The organism is Cellulosimicrobium sp. EB106-03-01-XG111, from assembly GCF_058792115.1.
This window is the reverse complement of sequence record NZ_JBYTEQ010000021.1, coordinates 34352-54865: the sequence shown is the minus strand read 5'-3', so window position 1 is coordinate 54865 and position 20514 is coordinate 34352. Positions and strand designations below refer to the sequence as shown.

General features: G+C 72.2%; 18 protein-coding genes and 1 tRNA gene. 10 read left to right on the top strand and 9 right to left on the bottom strand.

Annotated features, from left to right (window positions below; translation table 11 throughout):
* Positions 1-58: 58 nt before the first annotated feature.
* The 4 genes from pnuC (at position 59) to AC3WT4_RS16060 (ending at position 3854) form a co-directional block, all read left to right on the top strand.
* A complete protein-coding gene (gene pnuC / locus AC3WT4_RS16075) occupies positions 59-769 on the top strand; it encodes a nicotinamide riboside transporter PnuC (protein WP_074803181.1) in 711 nt (236 codons plus the stop codon).
* Positions 770-932: 163 nt separating this feature from the next.
* Positions 933-2183, top strand: a complete 1251-nt coding sequence (locus AC3WT4_RS16070) for an acyl-CoA dehydrogenase family protein (RefSeq protein WP_492315917.1) — start codon at positions 933-935, stop codon at positions 2181-2183.
* 117 nt (positions 2184-2300) lie between these two features.
* Positions 2301-3533 (top strand): acetyl-CoA C-acyltransferase, encoded by a 1233-nt coding sequence (locus tag AC3WT4_RS16065; RefSeq protein WP_492315916.1) that lies wholly within the window; start codon positions 2301-2303, stop codon positions 3531-3533.
* A gap of 192 nt (positions 3534-3725) precedes the next feature.
* On the top strand, positions 3726-3854 hold the full coding sequence (locus tag AC3WT4_RS16060; protein WP_255179672.1) for a hypothetical protein: 129 nt from the start codon (positions 3726-3728) through the stop codon (positions 3852-3854).
* Positions 3855-3900: 46 nt separating this feature from the next.
* Here AC3WT4_RS16060 and AC3WT4_RS16055 read toward each other — a convergent pair whose 3' ends face one another.
* On the bottom strand, positions 3901-4398 hold the full coding sequence (locus AC3WT4_RS16055) for an NUDIX hydrolase (RefSeq protein ID WP_074803190.1): 498 nt from the start codon (positions 4396-4398) through the stop codon (positions 3901-3903).
* Between the two features lie 179 nt (positions 4399-4577).
* On the opposite strand from AC3WT4_RS16055, the gene AC3WT4_RS16050 reads away from it, so the two are divergent.
* The 3 genes from AC3WT4_RS16050 to AC3WT4_RS16040 are packed head-to-tail and all read left to right on the top strand — an operon-like array spanning position 4578 to position 6422.
* A complete protein-coding gene (locus tag AC3WT4_RS16050; protein WP_074803194.1) occupies positions 4578-4973 on the top strand; it encodes a RidA family protein in 396 nt (131 codons plus the stop codon).
* 55 nt (positions 4974-5028) lie between these two features.
* The gene (locus AC3WT4_RS16045) at positions 5029-5727 is read left to right on the top strand and encodes a phosphatase PAP2 family protein (RefSeq protein WP_492315915.1); all 699 of its coding nucleotides are present in this window, start codon (positions 5029-5031) and stop codon (positions 5725-5727) included.
* Positions 5727-6422 (top strand): phosphatase PAP2 family protein, encoded by a 696-nt coding sequence (locus AC3WT4_RS16040; RefSeq protein ID WP_492315914.1) that lies wholly within the window; start codon positions 5727-5729, stop codon positions 6420-6422. The genes AC3WT4_RS16045 and AC3WT4_RS16040 overlap by 1 nt, the downstream gene beginning before the upstream one ends.
* Before the next feature lie 143 nt (positions 6423-6565).
* Here the strand turns inward: AC3WT4_RS16040 and AC3WT4_RS16035 are convergent, their stop codons facing one another.
* Positions 6566-8239, bottom strand: coding sequence for a glycosyl hydrolase family 18 protein (locus tag AC3WT4_RS16035; RefSeq protein WP_492315913.1), 1674 nt, complete (start codon positions 8237-8239; stop codon positions 6566-6568).
* A gap of 216 nt (positions 8240-8455) precedes the next feature.
* On the opposite strand from AC3WT4_RS16035, the gene AC3WT4_RS16030 reads away from it, so the two are divergent.
* Positions 8456-9937 carry a DNA polymerase IV gene (locus AC3WT4_RS16030; RefSeq protein WP_492315912.1) on the top strand — a complete coding sequence of 494 codons (1482 nt, stop codon included), beginning with the start codon at positions 8456-8458 and terminating at the stop codon, positions 9935-9937.
* Here AC3WT4_RS16030 and AC3WT4_RS16025 read toward each other — a convergent pair.
* A complete protein-coding gene (locus tag AC3WT4_RS16025; protein WP_492315911.1) occupies positions 9832-11250 on the bottom strand; it encodes an MFS transporter in 1419 nt (472 codons plus the stop codon). The two genes, AC3WT4_RS16030 and AC3WT4_RS16025, sit on opposite strands and share 106 nt — an antisense overlap.
* A gap of 21 nt (positions 11251-11271) precedes the next feature.
* On the opposite strand from AC3WT4_RS16025, the gene AC3WT4_RS16020 reads away from it, so the two are divergent.
* The gene (locus tag AC3WT4_RS16020) at positions 11272-11862 is read left to right on the top strand and encodes a TetR/AcrR family transcriptional regulator (protein WP_492315910.1); all 591 of its coding nucleotides are present in this window, start codon (positions 11272-11274) and stop codon (positions 11860-11862) included.
* An 87-nt stretch (positions 11863-11949) separates the two neighbouring features.
* A complete protein-coding gene (locus AC3WT4_RS16015) occupies positions 11950-13623 on the top strand; it encodes a DHA2 family efflux MFS transporter permease subunit (RefSeq protein ID WP_492315909.1) in 1674 nt (557 codons plus the stop codon).
* A gap of 79 nt (positions 13624-13702) precedes the next feature.
* Here the strand turns inward: AC3WT4_RS16015 and AC3WT4_RS16010 are convergent, their stop codons facing one another.
* The 6 genes from AC3WT4_RS16010 to AC3WT4_RS15985 form a co-directional block, all read right to left on the bottom strand.
* Positions 13703-14185 carry a Type 1 glutamine amidotransferase-like domain-containing protein gene (locus AC3WT4_RS16010; RefSeq protein ID WP_492315908.1) on the bottom strand — a complete coding sequence of 161 codons (483 nt, stop codon included), beginning with the start codon at positions 14183-14185 and terminating at the stop codon, positions 13703-13705.
* 280 nt (positions 14186-14465) lie between these two features.
* Positions 14466-15362, bottom strand: coding sequence for a DUF6414 family protein (locus AC3WT4_RS16005; protein WP_492315907.1), 897 nt, complete (start codon positions 15360-15362; stop codon positions 14466-14468).
* 193 nt (positions 15363-15555) lie between these two features.
* Positions 15556-17640 carry a hypothetical protein gene (locus AC3WT4_RS16000; protein ID WP_492315906.1) on the bottom strand — a complete coding sequence of 695 codons (2085 nt, stop codon included), beginning with the start codon at positions 17638-17640 and terminating at the stop codon, positions 15556-15558.
* Between the two features lie 669 nt (positions 17641-18309).
* Positions 18310-18399 (bottom strand) — tRNA-Ser (locus AC3WT4_RS15995).
* Between the two features lie 202 nt (positions 18400-18601).
* Positions 18602-19624, bottom strand: coding sequence for an iron-siderophore ABC transporter substrate-binding protein (locus tag AC3WT4_RS15990; RefSeq protein WP_492315905.1), 1023 nt, complete (start codon positions 19622-19624; stop codon positions 18602-18604).
* 8 nt (positions 19625-19632) lie between these two features.
* Positions 19633-20472, bottom strand: coding sequence for an SIP domain-containing protein (locus tag AC3WT4_RS15985; RefSeq protein WP_175009292.1), 840 nt, complete (start codon positions 20470-20472; stop codon positions 19633-19635).
* Between the last annotated feature and the right edge of the window lie 42 nt (positions 20473-20514).

Here is a 20514-nt window from a genome sequence, read left to right as displayed (position 1 = left end):
GGCCCCGCCGCCCGCCCTCACCCCGGAGCGCTCGTGCCCGGGAGGACGAGGACATCCGATGGACCTGATCCACGCGCTGTTCGACGCGCAGCTGACGATCGGCGACCAGCACCTGCTGTGGCGCGAGATCGTGGGCAACGGGTTCGGCCTGGCGTCGGCGCTGGGCGGCATGCGGCGCAAGGTGTGGGCGTGGCCGGTGGGCATCGTCGGCAACCTGCTGCTGCTCACGGTGTTCCTCGGCGCGGTGTTCGCGACGCCCAACCCCGTCAACCTGCTCGGCCAGGCCGGGCGCCAGGTCATGTTCGTCGTCGTGTCGGTGTACGGGTGGGTGCAGTGGCGCAAGACCCAGGCGCGGCTCGGTGACGCCGACGCGGACAGCCACGGCGTCGCCGTCGTGCCGCGCTGGGCGTCGTGGCGCCAGCGCGCGTTCCTCGTCGTCGCGCTCGTGGGCGGCACGGCGCTGCTGACCCCCGTGTTCCGCGCGCTCGAGTCGTACGAGCCCGTCTGGGCCGACGCGTGGATCTTCATGGGCTCGCTGCTCGCGACGTACGGCATGGCGAAGGGCTGGGTCGAGTTCTGGCTCGTCTGGGTCGCCGTGGACATCGTGGGCGTGCCCCTGCTGATCTCGGCCGGCTTCTACGCGTCCGCGTTCATGTACGTGTTCTACGGCGCGTTCACGCTCGTCGGGTTCTTCGTGTGGTGGCGCGTCAACCGCCGCGCGGCCGCCGCCGCCGAGGCGGACGCCGCGGCGGCGGGCGCGCCTGCCTGACCTCCGGCCGCCCAGACCAGCCACCCCGATACCCCGTCTCGATTGACTGAGACGGGGTATCGCTGCACTATGGGAGGGACCGCCGCCGACGCCGGGCCCGCACCCCGGGCAACCGCGTCGAGGACGGTCGACCGACCGCAGCCGCCCTCCCAGGGGAGCACCGATGCCCACCACCCCGATCATGCCCGGCGTCACCGAGCCCACCTACGACCTCGCGACCCCGCTCGACCTCGACTACGCCGGCGCGTTCGCCGACGCGACCGAGGAGGACCGCGCCCACCTGCAGCGCGTCCGGCAGTTCGTCCAGGACGAGGTGCTGCCCGTCATCGACGACTACTGGGAGCGCGCCGAGGTCCCGTTCGACCTCGTCAAGCGCATGGGCGAGCTCGACCTGCTGCGCGACGGCGTCGACGTCGAGGGTCGTCCGCACGTGAGCCAGCTCGCCGCGGGCCTCGCCGCCATGGAGATGTCGCGCGGCGACGGCTCCGTCGCGACGATCTGCGGCGTCCAGGGCGGTCTCGCGCTGCGCAGCATCCAGATGCTCGGCTCCGACGAGCAGCGGGCGAAGTACGCCGAGCCGATGGCGCGCGGGGAGATCCTCGGCGCGTTCGCGCTCACCGAGCCCACCCACGGCTCGGACTCCGTCTCGCTCGAGACGACGGCGCGCAAGGAGACGCGCGACGGCGTCGAGGGCTACGTGCTGAACGGCGAGAAGAAGTGGATCGGCAACGGGTCCTCGGGGCACATCACGGTCGTGTGGGCGCGCCTCGTCGGCAGCGACTCGGCGGACGGCGACAACCAGGTCCACGGTTTCGTCGTGCCGCAGGACACCCCCGGCTACACGGGCACGACCATCACCGGCAAGGTGTCGCTCCGCGCGATCTGGCAGGCGCACGTCGTGCTCGACGACGTGTTCGTCCCCGCCGAGAACGCCCTGCCCGGCGCGCGGTCGTTCAAGGACACCTCGCGCGTCCTCTTCGCGACGCGCCTCGGGGTGGCGTGGGCCGCCGTCGGGCACGCGGTCGCGTGCTACGAGGCCGCGGTCGCGTACGCGAAGCAGCGCGTCCAGTTCGGGCGCCCGCTCGCCGCGAACCAGATGGTGCAGGAGCGCCTCACGCGGATGCTCTCGACGATCACGCAGCTCCAGCTCCTCGTCGCGCAGATGACGCGGCTCGACGAGGCCGGGACGCTCACCGGCCCGCAGGCGTCGCTCGCGAAGTACACGTGCACCCGCGGGGCGCGCGAGGTCGCCGCGAGCGCGCGCGACCTGCTCGGCGGCAACGGGATCCTGCTCCAGAACCGCGTCGCGCGGCACTTCGCCGACATCGAGGCCCTGCACACCTACGAGGGCACCGAGTCGGTCCAGGCGCTCATCGTCGGGCGCGACATCACGGGCGTCTCCGCGTTCGTCTGACGGTCCCGAGGGCGCGCACGCCCTCCCCCCGCTCCCCGGCGCCGCTCGCCCCTCCTCGCGGCGCCGGGGCTCCTTCCTGTCCACCCCGTCTCCCCGCCCTCCCCGGATCGGAGTCCCATGAGCACCGACGCCAGCCCCCTGCCCGACGCCGCAGCCGTCACCCCCGAGGACGAGGTCACCCCGGTCCTCCTGCACGGCGCGCGCACCCCGTTCGCGCGCTTCCGCGGGGCGCTCGCCTCGCTCTCGGCGGCCGAGCTCGGCGCGCACGCGATCCGCGGCGCGCTCGCGGCCGCGGGCGTCGCGCCGGAGCAGGTCGACACGGTGATCGTGGGGCAGGTCGTGCAGGCGGGTGCCAAGCAGGGACCCGCGCGCCAGGCCGCGATCCTCGCGGGCCTCGGCTGGGACGTGCCGACCGTGACGATCAACAAGCTGTGCCTCTCGGGCCTCACCGCGATCATCGACGCGGCCCGGCTGGTCCGCACGGGCGAGGCGAGCGTCGTCGTCGCGGGTGGGCAGGAGTCGATGACGAACGCGCCGCACCTCGTCGTCGGGTCGCGCTCCGGGTTCGCGTTCGGGGACGTGACGATGGCCGACTCGCTCACGCACGACGGCCTGGACGACCCGTTCAGCGGCGAGGTCATGGGCGAGCTCACCGACCGCGGCTGCGCGACGCGCGGCATCGGCCGCCCCGAGCAGGACGCGTTCGCGCTGCGCTCGCACCAGCGCGCCGCCGCCGCGCGCGACGCCGGGCGCCTCGCGGACGAGATCGCGCCGGTCGAGGTGCCGCAGCGGCGGGGCGAGCCGGTCGTCGTCGAGCACGACGAGGGCGTGCGCGCCGACACGACGCTCGAGGCCCTGGAGCGCCTGCGCCCGGCCTTCGTCAAGGACGGGACCATCACCGCCGGGTCGAGCTCGCCGCTGTCCGACGGCGCGGCGGCGGTCGTCGTCGCGAGCCGCGCGTTCGCGAAGCGCAACGGTCTGCCGTGGCTCGCCGAGATCGGTGCGGCGGGGCAGGTCGCGGGGCCCGACAACTCGCTGCACTCCCAGCCGGCGCGGGCCATCGAGGCCGCGGTGAAGCGCGAGTGCATCGCCGCGGCGGACCTCGACCTCGTGGAGATCAACGAGGCGTTCGCCGCCGTCGCGCTGCAGTCGGTCGCGGACCTCGGCATCGACGCGGACGTCGTCAACACCGACGGCGGCGCCATCGCGCTCGGCCACCCCGTCGGCGCGTCCGGTGCCCGGCTCGCGCTGCACCTCGCGCTCGCGCTCCGTCGCCGCGGGGGCGGCGTCGGCGCCGCGGCGCTGTGCGGGGGCGGCGGTCAGGGGGACGCGCTCGTCCTGCGCGCCTGACCCTCCGGGCGGGCCCCGTCGGGGCTCCGCCGCGCGAGCCGACCAACCCTGGTGCACGATGCTGCACCAGGGTTGGCGCGTTTCGGCCGCCGCGGTGTGACGCAGATCGCGCCACGACGGCCGGGTTTCGCGTCATGGATCGCGTCTGACGTGGTCCCTCTCCCTGGAACCGCCCCCCACGAGAGGACCGTCATGACCACCGTGACCGACGCAGCCCGCCGTACCGCGAGCCGTGCGCGCCGCTCGCACCTGTCCGCCGTCGCCGTCGCGCTCGTCGGGCTCGCCGCAGGCTTCGCCGCGGCGCCCTACCTGCTCGGCTGACGCCTCCCGCTCGACGGGCCCGGGACCGCACGGTCCCGGGCTCTCGTCATCCCTCGGTCGTCGCGCTCTGCGCCGGCTCGCGCGCGAGCAGCTCCTCCAGCCGGTCGAGCAGCGGGACCTGGCCCGCGACCACGAGCCCGCGAGCCCGCGCGAGCGGGAACCAGCCGGCCCGGTCGAGCTCGGGGAACTCCTGCATCCGTCCCGAGCGCGGCGGCCACTCGAGTGCGAACGTGTTGCTGGAGATCGCGGTGACGTCGAGGTCCGCCTCCCGCGCCCACGCCGCGACGAGCTTGCCGGCACGCTGGCGCACCGTGCCGAGGTCGAGGTCGGGCGCCTCCGCCGCGGGGGCCGGGACGCCGAGCTCCTCGGCGAACTCGCGCAGCGCCGCCGCGTGCTCGTCCTCCCCCGGCTCCACCTCGCCCTTGGGGATCGTCCAGCCGCCGGCGTCCTTGCGCGCCCACAGCGGGCCGCCCATGTGCCCGAGGAGCACCTCGACGGCGTCGTCCCGGAACCGGTAGAGCACGAGCCCTGCTGACTGCTTCACCCCTCCTTCCTACACAGCCGACGGCGAGACGGCCCGTCGGGACCGGGTCGTCGCGGCGCCGCCCGGCAGGCCGCGAGCCCGGGCCGGGGCGGAGAACCGGTGCGCGCCCGGCCCGGACCGTGTGGGTGGCGCGGCGTAGCGTCGGCCGTCCCAGGACCAGAACGCAGGAGGGGACGACCATGACCACGCCGAGCGTCACGCACCTCAATCCTGCCGGGCTGCACCGCAACCCGGCGTTCTCGCAGGGCACGATCGTCGAGACCGGTCGCACGCTCTACGTCGGCGGCCAGAACGGCACCGACGCGGACGGCGCGATCGTCGAGGGCGGCATCGCGGCCCAGACGGCGCAGGCGCTGCGCAACGTCCTCGCCGTGCTGGCCGAGGCAGGCGCCGGGCCGGAGGACGTCGCGCGGCTCGCCGTCTACCTCGACCCCGAGGCCGACCTCATGGAGGGCTTCGCCGCCGTCGGCGAGGTCTGGGGCCCGCACCCCGCCGCCGTGACCGTCCTGCGGGTCGGGATCGCGCGGCCGGGCGCGCTCGTCGAGATCGAGGCGGTCGCGGCCCTCCCCGCCTGACGCGCGGCACCCGCTCCCGCGCGCGACGTCACGGGGGTGCCGCTACTGTCCGGGGGTGCCAGCCGACCGGACCCCGTACCGCGCCCTGTGGCGGGCCGCGGCGTACGGGGTCGCGGCCTCCCTCCCTGTCCTCGCGCTCGCGTGGCTCGTCCGCGCGGAGTCGGGGGTCGTCGTCGACGCGGACCGCGCCGCCGTCGCCGCGGCGACCCGGTTCGCCGGCGAGCGCCCCGCGCTCGAGCGCGCGCTCCTCGTCGGGCAGGAGGCGCTCGCCGCCCGGTGGATGAACCTCGCCGCGATGGGCGTGTGCGTCTGGGCGTGGCGGCGCCATGCCCTGGGGCCGCGTGCGGCCTGGGCGGCCGGGACCATCTGGGGCGCGTGGGCCCTCGGGCTCGGCGCGAAGGAGGTCGTCGGCCGCGCGCGGCCCGTCCTCGAGGACGCCGTGTCGACCGTGCCGGGCGCGAGCTTCCCCTCGGGTCACGCGATGAACGCGGCGGCCGTCGGGGTGACGCTCAGCGTGCTCGTCTGGCCGCTGCTCGGGCGGCGTGGCCGCGTCGCGGTGGTCGGCGGCGCGACGGCGCTCGCCCTCGTCACCACGGCCGACCGCGTGCTGCTCGGCGCGCACTACCCGTCCGACGTCGTCGGCGGGATCCTCCTCGGCGGCGCGGTCGCGGGGGCGTCCGCCGTCGGCTTCCACGGGTGGACCGCCGCGCGGTCCGGCCGTCCCTCCGGTGACACTCCCAGGAACGAGGTCTGATGCATCCCTTCGTGCACCGCTACGAGCTCGACACGACCCGCCCCACGGCGAAGGAGGTGCTGCGAGACGTCGGCCTGCGGGCGTTCCTCCCGGGAGCGGTGCTGTGGGTGGTCATCGTCGCGACGGGCTTCCTCGTCACCGGGCCGCTCGGCGACCTGCCGGGCGAGGTCGCGATCAACCGGTGGTTCGAGCAACGGCGCACGCCGTTCTGGGACACCGTCACCGACGTGCTCTCCCTCATCGGCACGACCGAGTTCATCATCGGCGGCACGCTGCTCACCGTCGCGCTCGTGTGGTGGCGCACCCGGCAGTGGTGGTTCGCCCTCGTGCCCGCGCTCGCCGTCGCGCTGCAGGCGCTGATCTTCCTCACGTCGTCGATCGTCGTGGGGCGCGAGCGGCCCGACGTCTCGCGGCTCGACGAGGCGCCCCCGACGTCCAGCTTTCCTTCGGGGCACACGGGCGCGTCGGCGGCGTTCTACCTGACCCTCGTCCTGCTCGCGCAGCGCATCACGAACCCGGTCCTGCGCGTCGTCGTGACGGTGCTGTGCTGCCTCGTCCCGCTCGGCGTCGGCCTCTCGCGGCTCTACCGCGGCGCCCACGGACCCGCGGACGTCGTCGTGGGACTCCTCAACGGCATCGTGTGCTGCGTCCTCGCGTGGCACTACCTGCGCCGCGACCTGCGCTCGAAGCGCTGAGAGCACGCGGGTCGCACTCCCGGCGCCGCGCCCACGACGCTCTTCCCCGACCACGACGACGGCGGGCCCGGTCCGAGGACCGGGCCCGCCGTCGTCGTGCGGGGGCGGTCCGGGCGTGCGCGGCGCCCGGACCAGCCGTCAGATCACTCGCACAGACCCACCGGGTCCCACGAGCCCCACGTCACGGAACCGGGGAGCTCGCCCTTCGTCCACCACTGGGCCGTGTAGTTCACGCCCGCACGGGACACGGTCTGCCCGCCGGTGTAGACGGCCTCGCGCGACCAGGACGGGGCGCAGACCGCCGCCTCGACCTCGGGCGCGGTGCCGCAGGGACCGATCTTCTTCCACGCGCCCCACGCCGACGAGCCGGGGACCTCGTTGCGGGTCCACCACTGGGCCTTGTACTCCGCGCCCTCGTGCGAGACGACGTCGCCACCCGAGTAGACGCCGGTGCCGTACCAGGGCACCGCGCACTCCTCGGCCACGCCGGGGCCCGGGGTCGCCGCGCGCAGCGTCGAGCCCAGGGCGTTGCCGAGCTCGTTGCGGTAGTCACCGGAGAGGTCCCACCACATCGCGCCGCCGTAGCCCTGCGTCGCGACGAACTCGGCCTTCGCCGTCACGGACGCCGGGTCGTCGTAGCTCCACCACTGGTCACCGTTGTACAGCCAGCTCGCGCCGATCTTCGGGTCGAAGAACTTCTTCCCGCCGAACGAGCGCAGCTCGGCGTACGTCTTGGTGCCGACGTACCCGGCGGCGGGCTGCCAGCCCTTCGTGCCGTCCTTCACGCCGTACCAGCCGTGGCCGTAGGCCGCGAGGCCCGCGTTGACCTGCGACGGGTCCGCGCCCGCCTTGACGTACATGCCGAGCGCACCGTCGAGGCCGAGGCCCCAGTTCTCCGCGCCGTCGGGGTGCAGGTTGCCCTGGTGACCCGTCTTGTCCGGGACCCAGCCGCCGTGGAAGTCGTAGCCCTGGACGTTGAGGAAGTCCACGACCGCGAACAGGCGCGGGTCGAGCCAGCCGCCCTGCCCCGCGTTCCAGCCGCCCGCGGGCGCGAACGCCGTGAGCAGGTAGTCCTGGCCGGTCGTCGCGCCGCGCGCGTCGAGCTCGGCGCGGAACTCCTCCATGAGGAGCAGGAAGTTCTCCTTGTCCTCCGGGCGGGCGTTCGCCGTCTCGCCGCCGGTGACCGGCCACTCCCAGTCGATGTCGATGCCGTCGAAGATGCCGGCCGCGACGCCGGGGCCGCCCTTGCCGTCGACGACCGGCAGGTTGCCGTCGATGTAGAGGTCCAGGCACGAGTCGACGAGCCGCGTACGGCCCTCGGCCGTGGACGCCGCCTCGGAGAAGTTGTCCGACCAGGTCCAGCCACCGAGGGAGACGAGGATCTTCGTCTCCGGGCTGACGGCCTTGAGCTTCTTGAGCTGGTTGAAGTTGCCGGCGAGCTTCTGGCCGGGCTTGTCGGCCTCGCCGTCGACGGAGTCCGCGGCGGGCACCTCCGCGACGAAGTCGTTGAGGGGGTCGCCCTCGCCGGGGACGTCGGCGATGTCGCACACGAGGTCGGTCGTGACGTTGCCGAACGCGTAGTTGATGTGAGTGAGGTCCTCGATCGCTCCGGTGCGCACGAGGTCGGCCACGTGGAAGTCGCGGGTCACGCGCGAGTCGGCCATGACGTAGCCGACGCTGCGGAACCCGTTGATGTCCGACGGCCCGGCGACGGAGGCCGCCGGCTTCGCCGTGGGCTGGGGCGCCGCCGCGGCGGGCGACGCGAAGGTGGCGGCCGTGAGGGCGAGCGCCCCGACGACGGCGGAGGCCGTGACCACGCGCGAGCGTCGTGGCGAGGTCCTGGCGAACGAGCGGCCGGGGGCAGCCGCGCTGGGTGTCGATCGATCGGTCATGAAGGCCTCGTTGCTCTTCGGCCCGGGCTGGGGATCCCGGGATTTGTTCGGTCTCCTGCAAGATACCCGTGCGCATCCCGGTAACGCCAGGGTCCGAACGAAACTGTTACCGCTGTCGGTGGCAGGGCGCAGAGTAGGGCGGTGAGCTTCGACCGTGCGCCGCACGCCCCCGTGCTGCGCGCCCGTCCGACGATCGCGCACCTCGACGCCGACGCGTTCTTCGCCGCGGTCGAGCAGCACCAGCGCCCGTCGCTGCGCGGGCGCCCGGTGCTCGTCGGCGGCGTGGGGCCGCGCAGCGTCGTCGCGACGGCGTCGTACGAGGCCCGGCAGTACGGCGCCCGCTCGGCGATGCCGATGGAGCAGGCGCGGCGGCTGTGCCCGCCGTCGACGGTCGTCGTCGTGCCGCGGTTCGCCGCGTACTCGGCCTACTCGGCCCGCATCATGGCGGCGCTGCGCGAGGTGACGGACCTCGTCGAGCCCGTGAGCATCGACGAGGCGTTCGCCGACGTCGCCGCGACCGTCGGGCCGGAGACCGACCTCGAGGCGCTCGCCACGGGGATCCGCGAGCGGGCGCGCGAGCTGAGCGGCCTGCCCGTCTCGCTCGGGCTCGGGCGGTCCAAGCTCGTCGCGAAGCTCGCCTCGGAGGCCGCGAAGCCGGGCGGCGTCCGGGTCGTCGGGGCCGACGACGAGGACCCGTTCCTGCTCGACCTGCCTGTGCGGGCGCTCTGGGGCGTCGGCCCGGTGTCGGCCGCGCGGCTCGACGAGCTCGGGGTGCGCACGGTCGCCGACCTGCGCCGTCAGCCGCTCGACACCCTGCTCCTCGTCGCGGGCGAGGCGGGCGGCACCAACCTCTACCGGATCGCGCGCGGCTGGGACGACCGCCCGGTCTCCACGGTCCGCGAGCGCAAGTCCGCGGGCGCGGAGCACACGTTCGACACCGACCTCCACGGCCGGTCCGCGATCGCGGCGGCGCTCGACCCGGTGGTCGACGCCGCGCTCGCCCGCCTCGAGCGGCACGCCGTCGCGGCGCGCACCGTCGTGGTCAAGGTGCGCCTCGCGTCGTTCACGACCCTCACCCGCTCGGTCACGCTCTCCCGCCCGACGACCGACGAGGGCGCCCTGCGCGACGCGGCCCACCGCGCGCTCCGCCTCGCGGACGTCACCGAGCCCGTCCGCCTGCTCGGGGTCGCGTTCCACGCGCTGTCGGAGCACGCGCAGCTCATGCTCCCGCTCGGCGCGGACGTGCCGGAGGACCCTGCTGGTCCGGTCGCTGCTGGGTCGGTGGGTGCTGAGGCGGTGGACGCCGAGGCTCTGGCCGCGGAGCCAGCCGGCACCGAGGCGACCGGCGCGGAGCAGGTGCTACCGCCGTCCGCCCCGGGGCCCGTCCGGGCGACGGTCGCCCTTCTCGCGCCCGGCCTCGACGTCGCCACCCCGGCCGACGGGCGCGGGTGGGTCGTGCGCGTCGGCGACGACGGCCGCGTCGCGGTCCGCTTCGAGACGGCACAGACCGGGCCCGGCTACCAGCGCTGGGTCGACCCGGAGGCGGAGGAGCTCGAGCTCGTCGAGCCGCTCGGCCCGGACGGCGAGCCCGTGCGCACCTCGCCCGCGGACGACGACGCGTAGCCGCGAGCCGTCGCGCCCGCGCGCGTGTCGTCCGCGCTCGTCGCGCCTCTGTTCGCCCTGTCCGTGCTCGCCCTGTCCGTGCTCGTCCTGTCCGCCGTCGTCCCCTCCGTCCCGGTCCTGCCCGACGCCCGGCCATCGGCGCGCTGCGGACCTGGCCCCGCGCCGTCGGGCAGCCGCGGGACCATCCCGGCCGCGACGAAGAGGAACGCCGCGCCCACCCAGAACGCGGCCCGCGGCCCGACGACGTCGCTCAGCCCGCCCGTCGCGAGCGCGCCGACCGCCTGCCCGCCCGTGAGCGCGACGAAGAGGGTCGCGGTCGCGCGCCCGGCGGCGTGCGGGCGCAGCACGGTGCCCCACGCGATGAGGACGCCGCTCAGAGCGGTGTAGGCGCCGCCGAAGAGCGCGCCTGCGACGGCGACGACGGGCACGCTGCCCGGGGCGAGTGCCAGCGCGGCGGTGCCGGCCGCCGTCGCGACGGCCGTCACGACCCACGCGCCGCGCAGGCCGAGCACGCGGACGGCGTCGCCGCTGAGCGCGCCGAGGACCGCCGCTACGCCGAGGAGGCACCAGAGGGCCGCCGTCGTGCGGCCGGGGAGGCCACCGGTCACGGTGACGAGGTCGCGCCCGAACGTCCAGACCGCCGCGCTGCCGATGCCAGCCACCGCGGCCGCGATCCCGGCGCGCCCGAGCGACCGCCCGCCCGCACCGCGGGACGCGGGTGGCGCCTCGGGTGCCGTGGGCCAGCGCGCGCTCCGGTCGACGACCGCCGCCGTGACGACCGCCCCGAGCGCGGCGCAGAACCACGCGGGCCGCCAGACGTCGGGCGCGACGAGCGTCGCGGCGCCGACGAGAGCGACACCCACGCCCGTGCCGGAGTTCACGACGGCCTGCGCGCGCCCGGCCCGGCGGCCGTCGACCGTCGAACCGACCGCGGCGACGAGGGCGGGCGACGCCGCACCGGCGGCGCTGCCCGCGACGAGGACGCCCGCCGCGAGGCTCGCGGACGACCACGACAGCCCGACCAGGACCGCCCCGGCCGCGGCGAGCACCGCTGCGGCCCGGACGACCGCGCGCGGGGAGCGTCGGGCCAGCACGCGCTGGGCCCCGAGCGCGGCGACGCAGTAGGCGGCGAAGCTGCCCGCGGCGATCGCGCCCGCGGTGGCGGACGAGAGGCCGAGCTCGCTCGTGAGCGCCGGGAGCTGGAGGCCGTACCCGTAGCGGACGACGCCGTACGTCACCGCGATGAGGCCGGTCCCCGCGGCGACCAGGCGACCGGGGGCGGGCGCGGCTGGGTGTAACGATCGTTTCAGCATAGTGATCGTTACGCTATCCCCATGCCCCGGACCGACGCACGCCGACCGGCCCGCGACCGCCTGCTCGACGCCGCGGAAGCGCTGTTCGTCGAGCACGGCATCGCGGCGACCGGTGTCGACGCCGTGCTCCGCCGCGCCGAGGTGTCCCCCGCGACCCTGTACGCGCACTTCGCCGGCAAGGACCACCTCGTCGCGGCCTACCTCCAGCGGCGCCACGAGCGCTGGCGCGCCGCGTGGGACGACGCGCTGGACCGCTGCGGCGACGACGTGGACGCGCGGGCGCTCGCCGTCTTCGACGCGCTCGACGGCTTCCCGACCGCGACGAGCACCCGCGGCTGCGCGTTCCTCGCCGCCGCGGTCGAGGTCACCGACCCCGAGCACCCCGCGTACCGCTGGCTCGCCGCCGACACCCGGCTGCTCACCGAGCGCCTGCGCGACCTCGCCGCCGCGACCGGCGCCGCCGACCCCGACGCTCTCGCGGCCGAGCTCCTCGCGCTCTACGACGGCGCGCTCGCGTCCCGCACGCGCCGCACCGTCGCGGGCGACGGCGGCCCCGCCCCGCTCCCCTGGCGCGCGCTCGCTGCGGCAGCGGTCTCCCGCCACCGCGCCTGAGCGTGCCGGCGCCGCGCTGCTGATGCGCTCGCGCGGCTCCCCGGTGATCCTGGACGGACGGCCGCGTCACGACACGAGGGAGGCCCCGTGGGATCCGTGCAGGGGAACGCACCGCAGACGGAACCGCCCGGCGAGGACGACGAGCCGGCCGTCGACCCGAGAGCGCACGCCAACCGGTGGCGCGCGCTCGTCGTCCTGGCCGTCGCGCTGTCCCTCGTCGTGATCGACGGGACGATCGTCGCCGTCGCCGTCCCGGACATCGTCGCCGACCTGAACCTCGGACTGAGCCAGGCGCAGTGGATCAGCGCCTCGTACGCCGTCGTGCTGGCCGCCCTGCTGCTCTCGACCGGCCGGCTCGGCGACCGGTTCGGGCGACGGCGGCTCCTCGTCGTGGGCGTCGTCGTGTTCCTCGCCGGGTCGCTCCTCGCCGCGGCGGCCGACGACGGCGGCTCGCTCATCGTCGGGCGGCTCGCCCAGGGCCTCGGCGCGGCCGCGATCCTGCCCTCGACGCTGTCGACCGTGAACGCGACGTTCCGCGGCAAGGACCGGGCCGCGGCGTTCGGGGTGTGGGGCGCCGTCATCTCCGGGGCCGCCGCCATCGGGCCGCTCGCGGGCGGGTGGATCACGACGTCGTTCACGTGGCCGTGGATCTTCCTCGTCAACGTGCCCGTCGGCCTGCTCGTGCTGGTCGGCGCCTACCTCTGGGTGCCGGAGACCCGGGCGCACGCGTTCGCGCCGGGGCTCGACGTCGTCGGGCTCGTGCTGTCCGCGCTCGGCTTCGGCGCGCTCGTGTTCGGGCTCATCGAGGGCCAGTCGTTCGGCTGGTGGAGCCCGAAGGGGGACATCGAGCTCCTCGGCGCGACCTGGCCGGCGTCCGCGCCCGTCTCGCCGACCCCCGTCTTCCTCGCCGCGGGGCTCCTGCTGCTCGTCCTCTTCGTCGCGTGGGAACGGCACCGCGCGCACGTGCGACGGTCCGCGCTGCTCGACCTCACGCTGTTCCGCATCCCGACGTTCCGGTGGGGCAACGCGACCGCGATGACCGTCGCCGTCGGCGAGTTCGGCATCATCTTCGTCCTGCCGCTCTTCCTCGTGAACGTGCTCGCGCTGTCCACGATGGGGGCCGGGCTCGTGCTCGCGGCGATGGCGCTCGGCGCGTTCCTCTCCGGGGCGTCGGCGCGCCACCTCGCCGCCGCCGTCGGCGCCCCGCTCGTCGTGGTCATCGGCCTCGCGCTCGAGATCGTCGGCGTCGCGGCCGTCGCGCTCACCGTCACCGCGACCGTCTCCCCGTGGCTGCTCGCCGTCCTGCTCGTGGTCTACGGCGTCGGGCTCGGGCTCGCGTCGGCGCAGCTCACGAGCACGACCCTCGTGGAGGTCCCGCCCGAGGAGTCCGGCCAGGGTTCCGCCACGCAGTCGACGGCGCGGCAGGTCGGCTCCGCGCTCGGCACCGCGCTCGTCGGGACCGCGCTCGCCGTCCTGCTGGCGAGCGCCGTGCCCCACGCTCTCGACGGCGAAGGGCTGCCCGACGCCGAGGTCACGCGCCTCACCGACGCGACGAGCGGCTCCGCCGGCGACGTCATCTCCGAGCTGCGCCGCGAGGGCACGCACGGTGAGCTCGGGCCGAGGGAGCCGGAGGTCGTCGACGCGCTCGCGTCCGGGTTCGCCGACGCGACGCGCGGGTCGCTGCTCGTCGCCGGGGCGTTCCTCGTGCTCGGCCTCGCGTCTGCGACGGCCGTCGTGCGGGCGTCGCGCCGGTCGGTGTGAGGGTGGGGCCCGACGCCGGAGCGGGTCACGCCCGACGCGGGGTCGCGCCGAGCACAGGGCCGGGTCGAGCCGGCACGGGTTAAGCCAGGCGGTGCCAGACGCCCACGGACACGACCTCGACCGCGCCGTCGACCACGAACGCGGTCTCGTCGTCGACCGCGTACGCCGGCCCGCCCAGGGCGGCAGCCCACCGCCGCGCCGCGGCCTCCGTGTTGTCGGGCAGGTCCGGGTGGCCCAGGTGGGGGAACATCGAGAAGTCGACGAGCCCCAGCGGCGACGCGTCCTCGCCGTCGGGCGGCTCCCACCCCACGAACTCCTCGCCGATGCGCGCCGTCAGGGCCATGCTGCCGCCGCTCATCCCGACGTAGACCGTCTCGGTGAGCGAGGGCACGAGGTCCGCGAACCCCGACCGCCGCATCCAGTAGGCCAGGTAGCCCGCGTCACCGCCCGCAGCCAGCAGCACGTCCGTCTCCCGGACGAGCGGCACCCAGCGGTCCGCGGGGATGCTCGGCAGCGCCGTCAGCTCCAGCACGCCGACCGACCCCCATCCCAGACCCGCCATGTGGTCCGACTCCCCCGTGATGAAGTCCCGGACGTTGCTCCCCGGCCCCACCCACGGGGCGCCGCCCAAAAACGCCGTGGCAATCGGAGAGCTTCGCAATCCACCGAACTCTATAGAACCAATGAGACTGGCGATTCGCCCACACGGGATCAAATCAGAGCCACAACTGCACGCAGCGGTTCCAAACACAATCGGAGACGACTCTTCTACCTAGCGACGACAAGGGCGGCCCACCGCGAGCAATACTCTGAGCGCGGCAACCGAATCATCAATACGCGGACTACCTGAACATTGCAATCGGCCGAAGGATCATTGCCGGCCCGCGGACCGCGATAGAATCCTCGTCGACGTCAACTCCAATGGACTCCTTAAATGAATCCAACATTGGCGTAACGGCACTCCTTACGGCATCCTCTTCAAGAGGCGTCAGCGGCGCGTCGTCGAGCAACCTAACGGACTGCCAGGCAGACCCCGCGGGGAGCACATCCTCGACTTGCGCGACAAGCGTGAAGGTCCCGTTCCACCGCCCAACGGGTTCAATGATCCAATCCTCCCGAAAAGACGCCCCGACCTTCGGTCCTTCCTCGCCTATCGGGACCATCAGCGCATTCGTTTCGGCCCGCTTCCCGCGCAGAAACATCATGACATGCTCCGCATGCTGAAGCGATTCAATTGAAGTGCCCTTGAAAAGTGGGTTCCCCTCACGCACCTCATTCGCATACCAGAGGAACATCCGAAAAGCAGTATGGATCGCCACGGGCGCTACACGACCGCGAATCTCGACAACCTGGCCAGCGCCGACACCCTCTAGCGCACGCTCGCCCCACCCATCGAACCGGCCCACCGCCTTGCGGTGATCGAGTGCGCTGTACCACAGTTCAAAGATAGAGAACCGGGTACGCCGCCGAATAACTTCCGCCTGCAAAGACTCGGACGCCTTAGAATCAATTCCCGCGTTCGCGCCGGCCCCGCCGGCGCTCATCCTTAAGCCGACGCTCATCCCGCCCTCTTGAGCAAGGTTGATCTTTTCGACCACCTCGTCCACTTTTCCAGACTCGAGAGCGGAAAGACTGTTTATGACGATATCGTCATCCAAATACGCAAAACCGCGGTGCGGCGTGGCCGCGGGGGGAGAGAATATCGCGCCGTGCGGTCTCTTACTCCATGGAAACCTCATTCTTGCGGCACCTTTCCGGACGAACCACTCAGCATGTATTGCACTCGCACCACTGGGAATTCCACTGCGCAACGCTTGAAGGCCCATTCATGTGTGGCGGGCGAAAGGCACACAACTCTTCTCGTCGAGCACCAGATCATGGCCGCTTCAAACCTTCATGGCGATCGTTTCGGTAGAGCGCCCGGGGTTGCCGCTACTCCCGAAGCGGATCGAAAATAGCGCTCTCGGCAACCGCCAAATGCAGTTTGGCGAGCGCACGGCCCGGATCCTCCCGCATTGCAGCCCACGAGACCCGATATCTACTAAGAGCCTGCAGGTGAAGACGATAAAGCGGCCCAGACTTGCTGATAACATCAAGATCAAGAAGAGCGTCGAAAACGGCGCGAAACACTCGATTCCCGCCGATCGCAAACCGCTCAATCTTCTCACCAAGCACACTGGGGTCATCCCCCACGCTCGAGCCGAATGCGGTTAGAATTCGCCGCAAGCCGAGCAAGATCTGGGACGAAATGGCCGTAGAAAGCCGTACATCGCTCGTCGGCACATCGACTAGCCAAGGCTTCCACTGATGCCATGCTTCTGGCCACGTCACGAGCAGGCCATTTTCGGGGTAGGCCGAGACCTTTAGGTCGGCGTTATGAATGGCAACGCCCGCCGACAGGCTCACAACATCGTAGGTCCCGTCGTTTATGGCACTGTAAGCCGCGACTGATTCGGCACGGATATCAATCTCGTCCGCAATCAGGGCAACGCTCGGGCCAATGTCGAGATTTCCGTTGACTCCAGAAAGCACAAGGCCATACCCTGTAACGCAGACGAGGCGGGAGATTGGGCTCGTCAACTGCAGGACGCCGGTCAGCTCATCGACCGCAAACACGAGTTCGTTGTCGAAGTCAAATGACTTCCTGTCCCCAATTAGAAGGAGGCTCGCCCCCCCAGTACCGTGCGCGTAGACCGCATTCCCGTTTCGAGTTCCCAATGAGAAAGAATGTAGCACGTCATTGACGAGGTCCTCCGATACCGACCCAAGATCGTCATTGTTGCTGCTCAGACTGTGGACGAAGTGGGCAAAGAAGGGGCCGACCTTGGGCAGGGATCCAAGGAACTGCTCGCGCGATCCCCCGTACAGGTCCTTCAAAGGGGACGAGGACGCCCAGGCTCGCGCGTAGTCACTAAAGACCACATTGGCGAACAGCTCGCCCGCGAGGAATGGGTGGTCAAGGAGGAAGCTCTCAATATGCTCCTCGTAGACCACTCGTTCATTGGGCATCAGCATCGCCGGCGCTTCCACTGACAAGTTCACCGGACCAGTGTGCGAAAGGAGCCTGACAACCTGTTCGTCACGGGTGTAGAGCACCGAGCGTTGTGCCTCATTCATTCCGAGGGCATCACCAAGGCGTTGCCGCACCTTCGCACTTTCGCGGTCAAGGATGTCCTCCACCACTTTTTGTAGGAGTGCGCCTTGTCTCCTTCGTTGTGCAGATATCCCCCTCGCTGCTCCTCCGGCAAGTTCCGTACTAGGATTCTCGACTGCGAGACGCTCGGCCAATGCCAAGACTACGGGTGGGTAGCCGAGGAAACGGTCCACCCGATCCCACGCATCGACACCATCGGCCTCTTGGTCAAGAGCGCGCGCTATTTCGAACATCACTGCATCGCGCAACTCGCCAAAAGGTCCTGGATGCGTGCGATGCACCCGATACTCTGCCCCATCGCCAGACTTCAGGTCGAGTGCTACATCAATCAAATCGCATGCAGCTGAGTACGAGAGAGGGGAAATCTCGCTGATCGGCGGGTCGAAACCTAGGTCCAGCAAAGCGAGGTACGTGGTATCGATCGCGTCACGCCGCCCGAGGAGAACCACCTGACTCGCCGACATTGCGTCGGACATAAGCCATGCTAGATCCGCGAGAAACGCGATATAATTGTCACGTCCCGCCACAAGCTGAGCCTCATCTGTGCTGTCGAGAACAAGAGAGGCCCGGCCTGCTTTCAAATCTGCCACGAAGGCTGGCGCCTGCTCCCAGCCAAGTACCTTTGTTATCTCTCCTGTGAGAGTGCTAGTCCCGACCTGCATTTGCGATAGGTCGACATATGGCGCACGCAAGCGGGCGGCGATTGCTTTTGCCGCTGCCGACTTTCCCATTGCGCCGGGAGCTGTGACCAGGCGGATGGGCCCTGGCACGCCTTCGTGGGGTTGGTCAGTGTCGGGCCAGATGTACCCGGCCACCTCGGACGCGTCGAGTGCGATGGCGGCGTGCGGGGACTCTGGGGTCATCGTCGGCCCGTCGTACCGAGGCATGACCTCGACAAGCCTGGATAGTGGCTGGCGCATGGCCGCATGATAGCTGCTGTACGAGCGGGTGGCGTGGAGCCGCGAGTATTGCTTCTAACTGGCGGCTCGATCGCCGGGAGCCATATTGGACTCCGCCGCAGGTTCGCGAGACCTCCAGCTCTGACGCAGGCGTGCTGATCTTGAAAGCGGCGGCTCGGCCCCACGGTGTCTTCGTGGCACGAGTTCTAGGAGTGAGTTGAGGGTCGCGGGCTGAGAGCGCGGGCAACCTTCGGGTACACCAAGCACCACCGCTCTTGAGCCCACGGCGCCGCCAAGAACACTCGCATCTTGCAAGTTGACGGCTTGCAGGTTCGGCTGGGGTGCGCCGCCAGGCAGGAGCCCCGCCCCGATGGTCGTAGGTGGGGCAGGTTTCGGCTGGGATCCGGCTCGTTAACGCGCGCCGCATCGAGGGGTCCTGCGAGGCGCTCGCACCGGACGTCGGGTCGGGAGACAACATGGGGTTTCAGTGCTTGCTCAACCACGGCGCGCCATCGAGACCGACGGGCGCCGCGTCGGGGAGCACCTGCAGGGTGCGGCGCTGGGCGGCGCGGATTGCCACGCGATCAACGAAGGGCCCCACAGCCGCGAATCTCGCGGGTGGGACCCTTCGGGTGGCGGTAGCGGTGGGATTTGAACCCACGGTGGACTTTCACCCACACACGCTTTCGAGGCGTGCTCCTTAGGCCGCTCGGACACGCTACCTCGCCGGGATACCCGGCCCAGGAAGGATACCTGGTCACACCCCCGGACACCGAATCGGCCGGTCAGCCGCTCCTGCGACGGGTCACGCACGCCCCGCCCGACCCCGCGCGGAGCCGGACCACCCGGCCCACGCCGCGCCGTCGGACAACACCCGCCGCCGGTCCCCGCCGACGTCGCGCACTCCGCCGGAAAGGCACGGGCGTCACTTCCCAGCGAGCGCCTCGGCGAACAGCGGGGTGACGTTGTCGATCGCGTAGATCACGGCCGTGGGCGTGCCGAGCGAGAAGGCGTTGGAGAGGTCCTCGTCGTCGAACACGACGTAGCGGCCGTCGGCGACGGACGGCACGGTCTGGAAGATCGGGAGGGCCTCGACGTCGGCGGCGGTGAAGCCGATGGGCTGGATGACGGTGAGGTCGGCGTCGAGCAGGTCGACGTTCTCGGTGCCGAGGGTGGCGGAGAACTCCTCGCCGGCGGCCTCGTCGATCTCGGGCTTGGTGTCGAACCCGAGGCCCTGCATGAACTCGCCGCGGCTGGAGGTCGAGACGTAGGCGCCGAAGCCCTCGGCCCAGTAGGACCCGATGACGGCGGTTTTGCCCGCGAACTCGGGGTGCTCGTCGCGCGCGGCGGCGAACGCGTCGTCGACCTGGGCGAGCAGCTCGTCGCCGGCCTCGCTGCGTCCGAGGGCGGCGGCGATCATGCCGACCTGGTCCTCCATGGGCGTGAGGTAGGCCTCGCCGCCCTCGGGGATCGCGACGGTCGGGGCGATCTCGGAGAGCCGCTGGTACCGCTCGGGGTCGCCGGACGACTTCACGTCGAGGATGACGTCGGGGTCGAGCACGGCGATCTGCTCGTACGACGGCTCGAGGGTGCCGATGATCTCGGGCGACTCGTCGTACGCGTCGGCGAGCCACGGGCCGACGCCGTCGCCGCCGAACGCGAGCCAGTCGCTCGCGCCGACGGGCTGGACGCCGAGCGCGAGGGCGGTCTCGGCGTCGCCCCACCCGAGCGCGACGACGCGCTCCGGCTCCTCGGGGATCTCGACGTCGCCGAACGCCGTGGGGATGGTCACCGGGAAGGCGTCGGCGGCGCCGTCGGTGGTCGCGCTGCCCGACGGCGACGCCTCGGCGTCGCCGTCGCCGGACGAGCACGCGGCGAGCGCGAGGACGGCGAGCGCCGACACGGCCGCGAGCGCGCGGCGGGGACGGGTGGTGCTGGTGCGGTGCATGGGACTCCTCAGTCCTCGAAGATCTGGCCGACAGGCTCGCGCTTCTCCGCCTGGAAGCGGTCCTCCGCGCGGCCGTAGGCCCAGTAGCCGGAGAGCGACAGGTCGGAGCGCGGCACGCCGCGCTCCGTGAAGACGCGGCGCAGGGCCTTCATGGCCCCGCGCTCGCCGTGCGCGAAGACGTGGACGCGACCCTCGCGCCACGGGAGGTCGGCGACGGCGTCGGGCAGGAGCGTCGTCGTCCCGGCGGGCGCGTCGCCGCGCAGCACCCAGGTGACCTCGACGCCGTCGGGCGCCTCGAGCGGCAGGCGGTCCGCCTCGGTCCCGACCTCGAGCACGGCGTGCCCGACGGCGTCGCGCGGCATGGCCTCGAGCGCGGCGGCGATCGCGGGGAGCGCGGAGTCGTCGCCGGCGAGCAGGTGCCAGTCGGCGGCCGGGTCGGGCAGGTACCCGCCGCCGGGGCCGGAGAGGACGAGGCGGTCGCCGGGCTTCGCGCGCGCGGCCCACGGCCCGGCGAGGCCCTCGTCGCCGTGCACGACGAAGTCGATCGCGAGCCGCTGCGCCGCCTCGTCGACCCAGCGCACGGTGTACGTGCGGGTGACGGGCACGTCCTCGGGCGCGAGCGTGTCGCGCAGCGCCGCGACGTCGTAGGGCGGCTCGAGGCCGAGCTCGGGCTTGGCGAAGTAGATCTTGACGTACTTGTCGGTGTGCTCGTTCGTCGTGAACGCGGCGAACCCGTCGCCCCCGGCCACGACGCGCACGAGGTGCGGGGAGAGCCACGCGGTCTCGAGGACCTCGAGGACCGTCTGGGGGCGGGCGCGCCGCGGGGCGGGCGCGGTGGTGGTCGACATGACAACCTCTCGTCGGTGACTTAGGTGAGGCTAACATCACCG